The organism is Streptomyces desertarenae, assembly GCF_042681365.1.
Classification (GTDB): domain Bacteria; phylum Actinomycetota; class Actinomycetes; order Streptomycetales; family Streptomycetaceae; genus Streptomyces; species Streptomyces desertarenae.
In genome coordinates this window covers 357,511-371,205 of record NZ_JBHUFU010000002.1, presented here as the reverse complement: position 1 = coordinate 371,205, position 13,695 = coordinate 357,511, and the positions used below count along the sequence as shown (strand labels likewise).

The window sequence follows — 13,695 nt, the reverse complement described above, 5'->3', positions numbered from 1 at the left end:
AACGACCACATGCGCGTTTGAGCAGTCCTTCGTAACGTCGAGGCCGACGCCGCTCGTAGGAGCGGTGAAGGTACAGAGCATCACACCGAGGAGGAATCAGATGCTCACGTTCGCGACGAAGACCACCAGCCTCACCCCGGCCGCTCCGGCCGAGCGCGACGCGGTCGCCGACCTGATGGGTCCGCGCGAGGAGCCGGTCAGCGGCGCTCCCGTGTGGGCCCCGGAGGCGGCCGGGCTCCTGCTCGCGCTGATCCTGCTCTCCCCCAAGGACCCCAAGGAGAAGTGAGCCGTGCCGCCGCCCAGGCGGCGGCACGCGACAAAACGCACATATATCAAAAGAAAAGATAGAAACGGCATAGCATGACAGACCGAACCAGAGAGGTAGGTCACTGATGCCGAACCCGGACGCCTCACCGCGCACGGAGTACGCCGCGGCGGTGGAGAGTCTGGCCGGCCGCGTCCTCGGCGCCCTGCGGGGTGCCGGGGACGCGGTGGTGGTGGCCCGCCAGGTGGAGCAGGCTCCGGACCCCAAGGCGGCACTGGCCGCCGTACGGGTGCTGGGGCCCGACGTGTTCGCCCCCGCGCTGCTGGCCGGCGCACCCTTCGGCCCCGACGACGTCCAGGCGGTGACCGAGTCCTTCCGGGTCTTCCCGCCCGCTCCCGACGCCGCACCCGAGGCGGTCTGGCGCGACCGGACGACCGCGCACCTCCTCGCCCGGTACACCGGCGGCTCACCGGAGGACCTGCCGGCCGCCCTCGGCGTCCCCGCGCGGCCGGCGGCCGGCGACCGCGGCCTGACGGCCCCGGAGCCGCGCCCCGGCCCGGGACCGGGAGGAGCGGACGGCGCCTGGCGGGCCTGGTCCCTGCGCATGGCGCAGCTCTCCCCCCTCGCCCTGCCCGGCGTCGACGGCCCGGTCCACGCCGCCGCACTGCGCCGAACCCGCGACCTGGCCCGGGGCACCGGCCGGGCGATGCTGCGCCGCGACCACCCGACCGCGGCCCGCCTGGTGCGCTGGCTCGCCCTCGCCGTGCACCGGGGGGACCGGCCCGCGCTGGACGTGGCGGCCGTGGTCCGCCACATCGAGCTGCACGGCGGCAGCGACGCCCGCACCGCGCTGGACACCGAGGTCGCCCGCCGCCTGGCGGACGTGCCCGGGGCCCCGGGCGTCCCCGGACCGCCCGCCGGACCCGGCGCACCGGACGCACCCGACACCCCGGAGAGGCCGGGAGGGCCCACCGCATGAACACGTTCCCCACGACCGCGGCACGGGTTCCCGCACCCGTGTCCCACTCGGCGCACCGGCTGGCCACCCGGGCGCTCGGCTGGCTGCGCCGCCACTGCGAGCTGGGCACGCTGCCGCCCGGCACCACCGCCGAGCTGGCCGACCCCGACAGCGTCTACAAGCCGCTGGGCGAGATGGCCCTGGCCGCCTCCCTGGTGCTGCGCGAGGGCCTGGCGTCGGAGAAGGAGGCGAAGGCGGCCCGCGAACTGCTGGACTTCGCCTGGTGGGAGCTGCGCGGCGGCGACATGCTCTATGAACGCCAGCTGCGCCACACGATGATGACCGACCCGCTGGAGCTGTACGCGCACTTCGTCCGCGCCGGCTACCGGCACCGGCGCATGGACGCCCTCGTCGCCCACCTGCGGTCGCTGGCCTCCCCCCGCGCCGCCGAGCAGCTCCCCAACCGCCGGCTGGCCGTCGCCAACGCCGCGCACCTGGTCGGACTCGGCGACGGCGTCGACTGGCGGCGGCTCGCCGACGACACCTGGCTCGGCAGCACACCGGAGCCGTGGGCGATCGACTGGCTGACGGCGTACTGCGTGACGCACTCCGTCTTCCACCTCACCGACTGGGGCGGGCGCCCCGGCGGCCTGCCGGAGCACGTCGAGGAGTACCTCCGGCTGTGGCTGCCGGTCTGGCTGGACGTGTGGCGGGAGATCCAGGAGTGGGACCTCGTCGCCGAGCTGATGATCGTCGGAAGCTGTCTGCGCGAGCCGTACTCCGACGCGGGCCTGTGGGAGGAGCTGGCCTCCGTGCAGCACGAGGACGGGCTGGTCCCCCGGGACGGCAAGCCGGTGGAGGGCGACGCCGCCCAGCGGTTCCGGGAGCACCACCACACCGCGATCGTCGCGGTCGTCGCGGGCACCCTGGCGCTCTCGCGCGCCGGCGGCCGGTGAGCCGGGTGGACGCCGCGACGGACCCCCGGCCGGGACCGGAGCCCACTCCCGGGCCGGCGCAGGAGACGGCCCTCTCCCTCCCCCTGGAGACGGTCGCCGCCGCCGCGGACGCCCCCGCGGCGGCGGTCGTGGCGCTGCGCGCGGACGACTCGGGAACGCTGTGCCGGGGGGCGGGCGCCGCGACCCGCTTCGAACTCGGCTCGGTCACCAAGACGTTCACCGCCCTGCTGCTGGCCGAGATGGCGGCCCGCGGCGAGGTCCGCCTCGACGACCCCGTCGCCGCGCACCTCCCGCCGGCCGCCGTGCCCGAGGGCCACGGCGACCGGATCACCTTCGCCCACCTGGCCACCCACACCGCCGGGCTGCCCGCGCTGCCGCCGGGGCTGCTGCCGACCGCGCTGCCCCGCTGGTACACCAACCCCTACGGGGCCTTCACCGCCGAGCACCTGCTGCGCGCGCTCGGCCACACCCGCGTGCGCCGCCCGCCCGGCACCCGCGTCCGCTACTCCAACTTCGGGGTCGGGCTGCTGGGCCACCTGCTGGCCGGCGTGGCGGGCACCTCCTACGAGGACCTGCTCGCCGCCCGGGTGCTGGAGCCGATGGGGCTGGCCGACACCACCTGCGACCCCACCCTCCCCCAGGCCACCGGCCACCTGCGCGGGCGCCCCCGCCCGCCCTGGCTGATCCCCGGCCTGCCGGGAGCCGGCGCGCTGCGCTCCAGCGCCCGCGACCTGAAGCGCTACCTGGAGGCGCTGCTCTGCCCGCCCCCGGAGCTCGGCGACTCCCTGCGCACCGCGCTGCGCGAGGTCCTCCTGCCCCGGGCGGTGGCCCCCGGCGGCGACCGCGTGTGCCTGGTGTGGAAGGCGCGCACCTACCGGGCGCACGACGGCGGGACCTTCGAGCTGCTGTTCCACTCGGGCGGCACGCGCGGCTTCACCTCGTTCGTCGGCTTCAGCCCCGCGGCCCGCACCGCCCTGGCGGCGGTGGCCAGCACCACGCCCACCGTGCGGGGCACCTTCATCCGCACCGCCCACCGCGTGCTGCGCGACCTGACGGCCGAACTCCCCACCCGCTGACCCCCGCCGGCGCCCGGAACGGCCGCCCGGCGATGCGGGGGACCGCCGCGGGCAACCGGGCGGCGCAGTGGTCCCGCACCGGCCGCAGCTCCTCCACCGTGAGGGGGTTCGGCCACCGGCCGGGCGGCCTCGCCGCGGTGGCCGGGAACCGCGCCGCCTCGTCGAGGGACCCCGTCCGGGGCCGGGGCCCGGACGGGGCGGGGCTCACGGCGCGGTGGGGTTCACGGCGCGGTGGGCGGTTCGGCGCGGTAGGCCCGGTGCAGCAGGTCCACGAAGTCCGGCGCCTCGGGCAGGACCGCCGGACCGATCCGGCGCACCGCCACACCCGGCGTCCACGAGTTCATGACCACGCCCCCGGCCAGCCCCGGCAGGTCGGCGAGGGTGACCTCCCGGACGCGCTGGGGGACGCCGAGGCGGTCCAGCTGCCGGCGGAGGATGCCCATCGTCACCCCGCTCAGCACCTCGGCCTCGGGCCACACCACCGCCGAGCCGTCCCAGAAGGCCAGGTTCCAGATCGTCGCCTCGCCGATCCGGCCCCGGCGGTCCACGAAGGCGGCGTCGTCGAAGCCCTGCTCGGCGGAGCGGCGGAGGAAGTACGTCTTGGCCGGTTCGCCGACGCACTTCACGCCCGGCAGGAACCGCTCGTGCTCGACCACCGCCAGGGCCAGCGGACCGTCCGGGCCGGACGCGGGCGGCCCGGTGCGGACCAGCACCTCCGGTTCCGCGCCGGGTTCCCCTGCGGTGAACTCGCCCGCCGCCGGGTACATCGTGACCGTCAGCGACAGGTCGGCCGGGCCGGCTTCCAGTGCCGCCCGCAGGTGGGAGCGCACCCGGTCGTCGGGCAGGGCCCGGCCGAACAGCTCCACCGAGGCGGACCGCAGCCGCTCCAGGTGGAGGTCGAGCCCCCGGATGCGGCCGCCGCGCACCTGCGCGGCGGTGAAGTGGGCGTACCCCGCGAAGGCGAGCGGCGCCAGTTCCCCGGCGGACGCCGTCCGGCCGTTGCGGTGGGCGACGAAAGAGACCATGCTGCACTCCGGATACGGGTTCGGGTGGACGGCGCGGCGGGCCCGGCGCGTCCGGTGGGTCCGCGCCCCGGGGCCCGCTCGCGGAACCGACGCTAGGGCCTCACACCCATGTGAAGGTCAACTCCCACACAGGGCGGGACGGATGCTGATCGGGGAACTGTCGCGGCGCACCGGGGTCAGCGCGCGGCTGCTGCGGTACTACGAGGAGCAGGGGCTGCTCGAACCCCGGCGCGGTCCGAACGGCTACCGCGACTACGACGAGGACTCGGTGGTCACCGTGCGGCAGATCCGTGCCCTGCTGGACGCGGGCCTGCCCACCGGGGTGATCCGCTCGGTGCTGCCGTGCGCCCGGGGCGAGGGGCCGGGTTTCGACTGGTGCGCGGAGCTGCGGACCGCCCTGGAGGCGGAGCTGGCGGCCCTGGACAGGCGCATCGGCGAGCTGAGGCGCAGCCGCGACGCCCTCGCCGCCTACCTGGCGCGGTCCTGAGAGGGCGTCGCGGTCCGGGCCGCGGGGCTCAGCCGCCGAAGCCGAGCGGAATCTCCTTCGCGCGCAGCGCCTCGACGGCCGGGCCGTACATCCGGGCCTTGATCGTGCCCAGGGTCGGGCCCGCCTTGGCGGTCAGGGAGCGGGCGATCTCCAGCGCGGTGTCGCGGACGGCGCCCTCCTCCACCGCGCGGTCGACGATCCCGGCGGCGAGGGCGTCGGCACCGCCGTAGCGGCGGGCGGTGGTCATGGCCTCGTGGGCGGTCTGCGGGGTCAGGCGGGCCTGGATGAGGGCGGACATGCCGGGGGTGAAGGGGATGTGGATGTCGGCCTCGGGCAGGCACCAGAAGCCCCGGTCAGCCCGCATCACGCGGAAGTCGTGGGCCAGGGAGAGCATCGCGCCGGCCGCGAAGGTGTGGCCCTGGAGGGCGGCCACGGTGATCAGCGGCATGGTCAGCACCCGGGCGAAGAGCTCCTGGACGCTCGCCGCGTACTCGGCGGCCCGGTCGGTGTGGGCCATGAGCCATTCGAGGTCGAGGCCGTTGGAGAAGAACTTGCCGGTGGCCGCCGTCACCAGGGCGCGGGCTCCCCCGGCGTTCTCTACCTCGTCCAGGAGGCCGTCGACCGAGGCCAGCCAGTCCGGGTGGAAGCGGTTCTCGGTGTCCCCGAGATCGAGGACGAAGACGTCGTCGAGGCGGTCGAGCGTGGGCATCGCTGCTCCTTCGGGCCGTCGCGGGACCGGCCGCCCGCCACGGACGCCACACCCGCGGACGAGAAACTACCGGCCAGTAACCATATGGGCGGCATACTACCCAGCCCTTCGCCGCCCACCTCCGGCGCCGCCGCACCAAGATGCACCTACAGGGCAAAACGGACTTAGCATGAGTGCCGTGGGCGCCACCGCCGGGAGGGAGCCGGCCCCCCGTGCCGTCGGGAGCGGCCCGGAGGCACCCGGTCCGGGCCGGCCGGCACGCGAGCGGCACGACGAGGAGATCCGATGGAGCAGGGGCCACAGCGGGAGGAGCCGCCGCACCGGGGCGGTCCGCGGCCCGGCGGCCCGCCCCCGGACCTGCGCACCGAGCTCGACCGGATCCACGAGCAGCTCCACACCCTGACCCTCGCCCAGGAGCGGTTGCGGGGCCTGCTGGACGCGGTCATGGCGATCAGCCGGGAACTGGAGCTGCCCGTGGTGCTGCACCGCATCGTCACCACGGCGATGGAGCTGGTCGACGCCCGCTACGGCGCGCTCGGCGTGCTGGACGAGAACGGCGACAAGCTGGCCCGGTTCATCCCCGTGGGACTCAGCCGGGAGGAGGAGGCCGCGCTCGCGGACGCCGACCTCCCCCGCGGCCACGGGCTGCTCGGGCACCTGATCCGCCACCCCGAACCGCTGCGGGTGGAGGGCATCTCCTCCCACCCCCAGTCCTCGGGCTTCCCGCCCGGCCACCCCCCGATGCGCACCCTGCTCGGCGTCGCGATCGGCGTCCGCGGCCAGATCTACGGCGACCTGTACCTGACGGACCGGCGCGACGGGCGGCCCTTCGACTCCCAGGACGAGGACATCGCCGTGGCGCTGGCGGGCGCGGCCGGCGTGGCCGTCGAGAACGCCCGGCTGTACGAGCGGGTCCGCTCCGGTGCCGAGACCTTCCAGCGGCTGCTGCTGCCGCGGCTGCCCGACCTGCACCCCTTCGAGGGCGCCGCCGTCTACCGTCCCGCCACCGTCCCCGGACAGCTCGGCGGCGACTGGTACGACGCCATCCTGCTGCCCGACAAGGCGTGCGCGGCCGTCATCGGGGACGTCGTCGGCCACGACCTGAAGGCCGCGGCCACCATGGCCCAGACCCGCAACATGCTCCGCGCGCTGCTCTACGACCGGCGCACCCCGCCCGCCCTGGTCCTGGCCAAGCTCGACCGCACCCTGCAGGCGGTCGCCGGCAGCTCCGTCGCCACCGCCTGCCTGGCCCGGATCGAGCCGAGGGGCCGGGAGTGGTCGATCCGCTGGAGCGCCGCGGGGCACCTGCCGCCGCTGGTGCTCACCCCGGACCGCCGCGCGGAGTACCTGTACGCCGACCCCGGCATCCCTCTCGGCGTCGACCCCGCGCAGCCCCGGCCCGACCACTCCCGGCCGCTGCCGGGCGGCTCCACCGTGGTGCTCTTCACCGACGGCCTGGTGGAGCACCCGGCCCGGCCCATCGACGCGTGCCTGGACGAGACGGCCCGGGTCGCCGTCGCCCACGCGGGGGAGCCGCCGGAGAGGCTGTGCCGGATCCTGGCCGACCACCATCCCAGCGACGGCCACGACGACCTGGCCGTCCTCGTCCTGCGCGTCCCCGGCGGCTCCCCCGCGCCCTGACCCCGGCCGCCGGGGCCGCCGCCGGGTCGCACCGCGCCCGGTCAGCTCCGGGGCGCCGCCGGCGTCCCCCACGTGGAGTCCGTGACGGTGCCGTCGGGGGCGAAGAACACCCGCACCTCGTACAGGCCCGACACACCGCTGAGGACGTCCGGCCCGCCGTGGTGCCGGACCTGCATGCCCGCCCGCTCGAAGTAGGCCGCGGCCGCCTCCCGCATCACCCGCGGGCGGTCCTGGGGCGGGGTGAGGCCCTGCAGCCAGACCGCCCCCGCCCGCACTTCCTCGGCGGCCGCCTCGGGGCTCACCTCCGGCGCGGGCAGCCGCTCGTCCGCGACCGCCAGGAACTGGCCGCCGAGTGAGGTGAAGACCTGCCCGACGGCCCGCGCCCCGGTGCGCGCCAGGGCCACGGCCACGGATTCGGGAGCGGTGTACGGGGTCAGGTCGAGCCGCCCGCCGGCGAGTTCGGGCAGGTGGGCCTCCGGCGGCAGACCGGCCGCCCGCCGCAGCGCCGCGCGGACGTCCTCGGTGCCCGGCGCCCACTCGAACCAGCGCTCCGCGAGGTCGTACCGGCCCAGCGGACGGCAGGCCAGCGCACCGCCGGGGAAGACCAGCCGCCCGGCCTCCCGGTCCCAGGACGGCGCGCGGCCGTCGAAGCCCAGTCGGCGGCCCGCGTACTCGACCATGCCGCGGGTGTCGCGCAGCGAGAAGGAGATCTCGCGGGTGACGGCCGGCAGCAGCTCGGCCGGGAAGAGCCGGCTGGGGGCCTTCGGGTCCGGGCGGGGGTCGACCAGGTACTGCTCGGGGGCGGAGGCGCAGACCGGTGCGCCGCCGTCCGGCCCGGTGACCTCCACCGAGGTGACCGCGCCGTTCTCCAGGAACACCACGACCCGGTCGCCGCCGGGCAGCACGCCCCACACCGTGCCGGGACCGTACCGGAGCTCGATGCCGTGCCGGTCGAACCAGCCCTGCACGGCCTTCAGGGCCGGGCCGGGCAGCATCGCCGGTCCGTTGCGCAGCGCGTGCACCAGGCGCCCGGGCCGCGGGGCCGCACGGGGGACGGCGGGGTCGTCGACGACAAGGAAGGCGCGGTTCCGGTCGTCGGCGGCGGTGACCGCGGCACCGCGCCCGTCGAGCAGGCCCATGCAGACCAGCGACAGGTGGTCGGCGGCCAGCCGGGGGTCGGGGAAGCCGCTGAGGTCGAGCAGGGGCGTGGTCAGCTCGCGCACCCCGTGGCGCTCGCCGATCTCGCGCAGCCTCTGGGCCGACTCGGCTCCGGGCGTGTCGGCCGTGGACCTGTCGGCCCAGGCCCACAGCCAGGTGCCGTCGGCGGCGAAGCGCGCGACGAGCTGCGCGGACAGGGCCATCCCGGCCCGGCCCAGTTCGGGGACGTCCAGGTCGCAGCGGGTCGGGCCGCGCGGTACGAGCCGGTCGAACAGGTCGATCTGCTCGATGGTCCAGGCGAGGTGGGGACGGGCGAGCGCCAGCAGTTCTTCGCTGAAGGAACCGGAGAGAGTGGTCATGGTGCCTATCCGGGTCGGGGGTGGCGTACACCCGACGGGACTCCGGACGACTCCTCGTGGTTCCCTCGGTGTCGCTCCCCGTCACCGGCGGGGGCGGACGGGCCCGGGAAGGCGGCGGGGAGCCGGCGGAGCGGGGTGGGGGCCGGCCGGCCCCCACCCCGCTCCGCCGCGGGATCAGCGGAAGTTCACGTCACTGCAGAGGTAGTAGACCTGGTCGGCGTGCGAGGCCTTCCAGATCGTGTAGACGACGTGGTGCCCGCTGCGGCCGGGGGCGCTGACGCCGACCCTGATGTCCGAGGTGGGGGCGTAGCGGCCGGTCGTCTTGATCAGCTCCAGGTCGCCCCAGCCCAGTTCGTCGGTGGTGGGGTCGAAGCCCTGCCGGGTGACGTAGATCCGGAGGTAGTCGGCACCGTGCCGGGCCTGGTCGTGCAGGTGCACGGTGAAGTCGGTGCCGACGCCGGTGGTCCGCCACCGGCCGGGGACGTCCATGGAGCGGTAGCGGCCGTCCGCGGTGCGGCCGGCGCTGCACAGCTGCCCGTCGGGGATGAAGGCCTGGTGGTTTCCGCCGACGTTCTCCCGGTACAGGCCGTTCCAGTTCCACATGGCGTTGGTGTCGTCCTGCCACGCCTGCCAGCACATGGGGTCCTGCTGCGCCATGGCCGGGTTCTGGAAGTCGCTGCCCCAGCGGAGCCAGCAGCCGTAGTTGCGGGAGGCGGGGTCGACGACGGATCCGTGGGCGGAGGCCGTCCCGGTCCAGGGCAGCATGCCCAGCAGCAGGGCGGCCAGGACGACGAGGAGACGGGCCGGCCCGCGGCCCGGTAAGACGCGCTCATGACAATTCATCGCGGCTCTTCGCTTTCGTGTTCGCGTGAGGGGATGTGGCCCCTGGGAGCGCTCCCAGAAGTTATGGGTGCGTTCCCCCGCCGCTCCCCGACCGAAACACGTTCGACAGGAATTCGACAGAAATCCACGTCCGAGCCGCTCCTCCGCCGCCCGCCCCGCGCCGTCCCGCCCTCTGCCATGCTCGGCTCCGTGCCCTTCGACCACAACGACCACTACCACCGGCTGCTGCTCCGCCGGGTGCCGGCGGGCTGCCGCACCGCGCTGGACGTCGGCTGCGGGACCGGGGGCTTCGCCCGCCGGCTCGCGGACCGGGGCATCGAGGTGGACGCGATCGACCCGTCCGCCGAGATGATCGAGGCCGCCCGCTCGCTCTCGGCGGACCGGCCCGGACGTCCGGCGCCGCGGTACCGCCGGGCGGACGCCACCCGCACCGGACTGCCGGCCGGGCACTACGACTTCGTCTCCTGCCTGGCCAGTCTCCACCACATGCCGTTCGGCACGGTGGCGGCGCTGCGGGACGCCCTGGCCCCCGGCGGCGTCCTGGCCGTCCTGGGCTGCCGCCGGGAGGTTTCGGGGGCCGACCGGGCCTGGAGCCTGGCCGCCGTCCCGGTCAACGCCGCGGCCCGCCTCGCGGTCGCCGCCCGCGAACGCCTCCGCCCGGACCACGGCGGGCCCGCCCTCCCCCGGGCACCGGTGAGGCAGCCCGGGATGACCCTGGCGGAGGTGCGCCGGGAGGCTGCCGTCCTGCTGCCCGGGGCCGCCCTCCGCAGGCTGCTGTTCTGGCGGTACCTGCTGGTCTACCGCAAGCCCGGGGAGCCGGGGGAGGACACCGCGCGCGCCCGCGGGAGGAGCCCGCGGCCGGGGGACCGGCCAGGGCCGGGCGGACCCGGCCCGGACCGGTCGCCGTGATCCCGCGGCGCGCGACCCCGGCCACCGCGAACGGGCCCTCGGCGGCGATGCGCCCGGTCGGCGCCGCGGACCGCGACCACGCCTCCGCGCCCGGCGCCGGAAGGCCGGCGGCGCCCGACGTGTGAGCCCGCCCGGACCGGCCTACCCTGGAGTCAGCGCAGGACGAAAGCCGCATTCCACCACACGGGCGGCTGTGACGCGCCCCGGCGCGGCGGCCGCCCGCAGCCCGCGAACCCGTCCGAGGGGGCACAGCCATGGCCGCGACACACGCAGCCGAGTTCGAGCACGTCATCCACACGGCGAACATCTGGGTGAAGTCGGTGGCGGAGGCCCTGGGGACCGAGGACCGGCACCTCGCCAACCGGGTGCTGCGCACCTGGCTCCACACCCTCCGCGACAGGCTCACCGTCGACGGCGCGGCCCACTTCGCCGCCCAGCTCCCCGAGCTGCTGCGCGGCGCCTTCTACGAGGGCTGGGTCCCCAGCTCCGTGCCGATCAAGTACGACCGCGACGCCTACGCGAACCGCTTCTCCCAGGAGGCCCTCATCAGCTCCGAGGCGGTCCCGCGGGTCGTCCCCGCCGTCACCGCCGCCGTGCGCGAGCACCTCTCGCCCGGCCAGCTGGAGCGGGCCCTGGCCCAGCTGCCGCACGGCGTCCGCACCCTGCTGGAGCCCGAGCCGGTCCCGGCCGGCTGACCGCGCGCCGCACCGCCCGCGCGCCCACCGCGAGGGCGCCCGCCCGCGGCGCCGCCGCCGTGCGCGCGGACCGCGGCCGGGGTTGAATGGGCCGGGCAGCGTCGCTCTCCCCGAGGTGAGGCAGCCGAGTGAACCCGTCCACACCTCCGCACGGCGCCGGCCGGCCACCGGGCGGCGTGGCCGTGCTCGTCCTGGACGGGGACGGGACCGTGGTGCGGTGCACGGCCGCGGCGACGGCCCTGACCGGCCTGTCCGCCCGGGAGCTGCGCGGCCGGCCGATGACGGACCTCGCCGCCGACCCCGGCGCCTGGACCGGGCCGCTCGACGGGGCCGCGGGGGAACTGCGGGAGCTGCGCACGGCCCTGCTCCGCCGCGACGGCCCGGCCGTCGCGGCGGACGTCGTGGTGGTGCCGCTGCCCGCCGGGGGGCGGGAGCGGTTCCTGGTGGCCGCCGCGGCCGCCGCGGAGCACGAGGCGGAGAACCTGGCGCTGGTCCGCGCCCTGTTCGACCAGGAGCACATCGGGCTGGTCCTCTACGGGCCCGACCTGCTGACCCGGCAGGGCAACCTCAGGCCGGGCCTCCACGGGTCCTCCCCGGGCCGGGGCACGGGCCCGCCCCCCGGCCTGGGCCTCGCGGACCTCCTCGTGCCGCAGGACGCCGCCGCGATCGAGGAGCGGCTGGCGCGGGTGCTGGAGACCGGCGAGCCGCTGAACGGCTGGGAGCACTCGGCGCGGCGGCTGGCCGCCCCCGGCGAGGAGCGGACGCTCTCCCTGTCGGCCTTCCGGCTCCGTGACCCCCACGGCCGCGTCCTCGGTGTCGCGGCCGTCTTCACCAGCATCACCGAGCAGCACGCGGCCCAGCGGCGGCTGGCCCTGCTGTACGCCGCCGCCACGCGCCTGGGCCGCACCCTGGACGTCACCCGCAACGCCGAGGAACTGGTCGGCGTCCTCGTCCCCGCCTTCGCGGACCTGGCGAGCGTGGACCTGTCCGACGCGGTGTCCCAGGGCCGGGAGGCCGGCCGGTTCGTCCCCGGGACGGTGCTGCGCCGGACCGCGGTTGCGTCGGCGGACGGCACCTGGCCCGCCGACGCCTACCAGCGCGGCGAGACCGTGCGGGCCAGGGAGGTGGAGAGCGAGGACCTCCGCGAGGGCCGGGCCGTCCTCGCCCCCGACCTGAGGGCGCGCCGCGAGGCGCTGAAGCCCGACGCCGAGCGGCTCCGGCTGCAGTTCCCCGCCCCGGCGTCCTCCGCGCTGTTCGTCCCGCTGCACGCCCGGGGCAGTGTGCTGGGCGTCCTGGGCCTGTGGCGCACCGGGGAGCGGGAGCCCTTCGCCGAGGACGACGTCCCGCTGATCGAGGAGATCGCCTCCCGTGCCGCGCTGAGCCTGGAGAACGCCCGGCGCTACACCTCGGAGCTGCGCACCGTGGAGACCCTCCAGCGCAGCCTGCTGCCCCCGGCGGACGCGCAGTTCAGCGGGGCGGAGACCGCCGGCGCCTACGTGCCGGCGAGCTCCGCCGCGGGGATCGGTGGCTGCTGGTACGACGTCATCCGGCTCTCCTCCACCCGGGTCGCCTTCGTCATCGGCGACGTGGCCGGGCACGGACTGGGCGCGACGGCCGCCATGGGCAGGCTGCGCACCGCCGTGCAGACCCTCGCCGACCTGGACCTCCCCCCGGAGGAGCTGCTCACCCACCTGGACGACCTGGCCGTCCGGCTGGCCGCCACCGAACCGCAGACGAACGACTCCGGCGTGGTCGGGACCGCCTGCCTGTACTGCGTCTACGACCCGGTCACCGGGGAGTGCTCGATGGCCAGCGCCGGCCACCCGCCGCCGGTGCTGACCAGCCCCGAAGGGCACGTCCGCCGTGTGGACCTCAGGCCCGGCCCCGTCCTGGGGGTGGGCGGCGCGCCCTTCGAGCCCGTCGGGCTGCGCCTCGGCCCGGGCGGCGTCCTGGTCTTCTGCACCGCCGAGCTCCTGCCCCGGACCGGGGACGGCGCCGGGGGCCGGGACCGGTCGCCGGAGGAGGAGGTGGCCGCCGCCGTGGCGGCCGGCGGCTCCCCCGCCGCCATCGGGCGCACCGTGCTCGACCGCGTCCTGACCGGGCCCCCGGCGGACGACGTGGCGCTGCTGGTGGCCCGGGTCAAGGCCCTGCCCGGGGACGCCACCGCCTTCTGGCAGTTCGCCGCGGACCCCTCCGTGGTCGGCCGGGCCCGCGAGCTGGCCACCGCCCAACTGGCCAGGTGGGGCCTGGAAGAGGCGGCCTTCACCACCGAACTGATCGTCAGCGAGCTGGTCACCAACGCCATCCGCTACGCCGGACCGCCCATCGGGCTGCGGCTCATCCGGGACAAGACGCTGATCTGCGAGGTCTCCGACCCCAGCCAGACCCAGCCCCACCTGCGCCGCGCCCGGCTCACCGACGAGGGCGGGCGCGGCCTGTTCCTCATCGCCCAGCTCGCCCGCCGCTGGGGCAGCCGCTACACCCCGTCGGGCAAGACCATCTGGACCGAGCAGCCCCTGGAAGCGGCACCCGAGGCACCCCCGCCCCCGCCCTGACCCCGGCGGGCCCGCCGCCCCGCCACCGCCCCGCCTGGCCCGCGGGCAGGACCGCGGCT

Annotated in this window: 13 protein-coding genes; 9 read left to right on the top strand and 4 right to left on the bottom strand. The window is 76.4% G+C overall.

From position 1 onward, the window contains the following. Positions 1 to 100: 100 nt before the first annotated feature. The 4 genes from ACFSJS_RS05835 (at position 101) to ACFSJS_RS05820 (ending at position 3,255) form a co-directional block, all read left to right on the top strand. Entirely contained in the window at positions 101 to 286 is a 186-nt protein-coding gene (locus tag ACFSJS_RS05835; RefSeq protein WP_380897443.1) for a hypothetical protein, read from the top strand. A 106-nt stretch (positions 287 to 392) separates the two neighbouring features. Then, positions 393 to 1,244 (top strand): hypothetical protein, encoded by an 852-nt coding sequence (locus ACFSJS_RS05830; RefSeq protein WP_380897441.1) that lies wholly within the window; start codon positions 393 to 395, stop codon positions 1,242 to 1,244. Continuing rightward, the gene (locus ACFSJS_RS05825) at positions 1,241 to 2,179 is read left to right on the top strand and encodes a DUF6895 family protein (RefSeq protein ID WP_380897439.1); all 939 of its coding nucleotides are present in this window, start codon (positions 1,241 to 1,243) and stop codon (positions 2,177 to 2,179) included. The genes ACFSJS_RS05830 and ACFSJS_RS05825 overlap by 4 nt, the downstream gene beginning before the upstream one ends. Positions 2,180 to 2,184: 5 nt before the next feature. Beyond that, positions 2,185 to 3,255 (top strand): serine hydrolase domain-containing protein, encoded by a 1,071-nt coding sequence (locus ACFSJS_RS05820; protein WP_380897437.1) that lies wholly within the window; start codon positions 2,185 to 2,187, stop codon positions 3,253 to 3,255. Positions 3,256 to 3,476: 221 nt separating this feature from the next. Here ACFSJS_RS05820 and ACFSJS_RS05815 read toward each other — a convergent pair whose 3' ends face one another. After that, a complete protein-coding gene (locus ACFSJS_RS05815; RefSeq protein ID WP_380897436.1) occupies positions 3,477 to 4,280 on the bottom strand; it encodes an aminotransferase class IV family protein in 804 nt (267 codons plus the stop codon). A 142-nt stretch (positions 4,281 to 4,422) separates the two neighbouring features. On the opposite strand from ACFSJS_RS05815, the gene ACFSJS_RS05810 reads away from it, so the two are divergent. Next, the gene (locus tag ACFSJS_RS05810; protein WP_380897434.1) at positions 4,423 to 4,767 is read left to right on the top strand and encodes a MerR family transcriptional regulator; all 345 of its coding nucleotides are present in this window, start codon (positions 4,423 to 4,425) and stop codon (positions 4,765 to 4,767) included. 28 nt (positions 4,768 to 4,795) lie between these two features. Here ACFSJS_RS05810 and ACFSJS_RS05805 read toward each other — a convergent pair whose 3' ends face one another. After that, a complete protein-coding gene (locus ACFSJS_RS05805) occupies positions 4,796 to 5,476 on the bottom strand; it encodes an enoyl-CoA hydratase-related protein (protein WP_380897432.1) in 681 nt (226 codons plus the stop codon). Between the two features lie 285 nt (positions 5,477 to 5,761). Between ACFSJS_RS05805 and ACFSJS_RS05800 the strand changes: the two genes are divergently transcribed. Next, positions 5,762 to 7,117: a PP2C family protein-serine/threonine phosphatase gene (locus ACFSJS_RS05800; protein WP_380897430.1), complete on the top strand. Its 1,356-nt coding sequence runs from the start codon at positions 5,762 to 5,764 to the stop codon at positions 7,115 to 7,117. 41 nt (positions 7,118 to 7,158) lie between these two features. On the opposite strand, the gene ACFSJS_RS05795 is transcribed toward ACFSJS_RS05800, so the two are convergent. Continuing rightward, positions 7,159 to 8,634: a DUF6882 domain-containing protein gene (locus tag ACFSJS_RS05795; RefSeq protein ID WP_380897428.1), complete on the bottom strand. Its 1,476-nt coding sequence runs from the start codon at positions 8,632 to 8,634 to the stop codon at positions 7,159 to 7,161. Positions 8,635 to 8,808: 174 nt separating this feature from the next. Further along, the gene (locus ACFSJS_RS05790) at positions 8,809 to 9,477 is read right to left on the bottom strand and encodes a lytic polysaccharide monooxygenase auxiliary activity family 9 protein (RefSeq protein ID WP_380897426.1); all 669 of its coding nucleotides are present in this window, start codon (positions 9,475 to 9,477) and stop codon (positions 8,809 to 8,811) included. A 189-nt stretch (positions 9,478 to 9,666) separates the two neighbouring features. On the opposite strand from ACFSJS_RS05790, the gene ACFSJS_RS05785 reads away from it, so the two are divergent. The 3 genes from ACFSJS_RS05785 to ACFSJS_RS05775 all read left to right on the top strand — a co-directional run bounded on the left by ACFSJS_RS05785 (position 9,667) and on the right by ACFSJS_RS05775 (position 13,636). Then, entirely contained in the window at positions 9,667 to 10,386 is a 720-nt protein-coding gene (locus ACFSJS_RS05785) for a class I SAM-dependent methyltransferase (RefSeq protein WP_380897424.1), read from the top strand. Positions 10,387 to 10,640: 254 nt separating this feature from the next. Further along, positions 10,641 to 11,081 carry a DUF2267 domain-containing protein gene (locus tag ACFSJS_RS05780; protein ID WP_380897422.1) on the top strand — a complete coding sequence of 147 codons (441 nt, stop codon included), beginning with the start codon at positions 10,641 to 10,643 and terminating at the stop codon, positions 11,079 to 11,081. A gap of 128 nt (positions 11,082 to 11,209) precedes the next feature. Then, the gene (locus tag ACFSJS_RS05775) at positions 11,210 to 13,636 is read left to right on the top strand and encodes a SpoIIE family protein phosphatase (RefSeq protein ID WP_380897421.1); all 2,427 of its coding nucleotides are present in this window, start codon (positions 11,210 to 11,212) and stop codon (positions 13,634 to 13,636) included. Positions 13,637 to 13,695 lie beyond the last annotated feature (59 nt).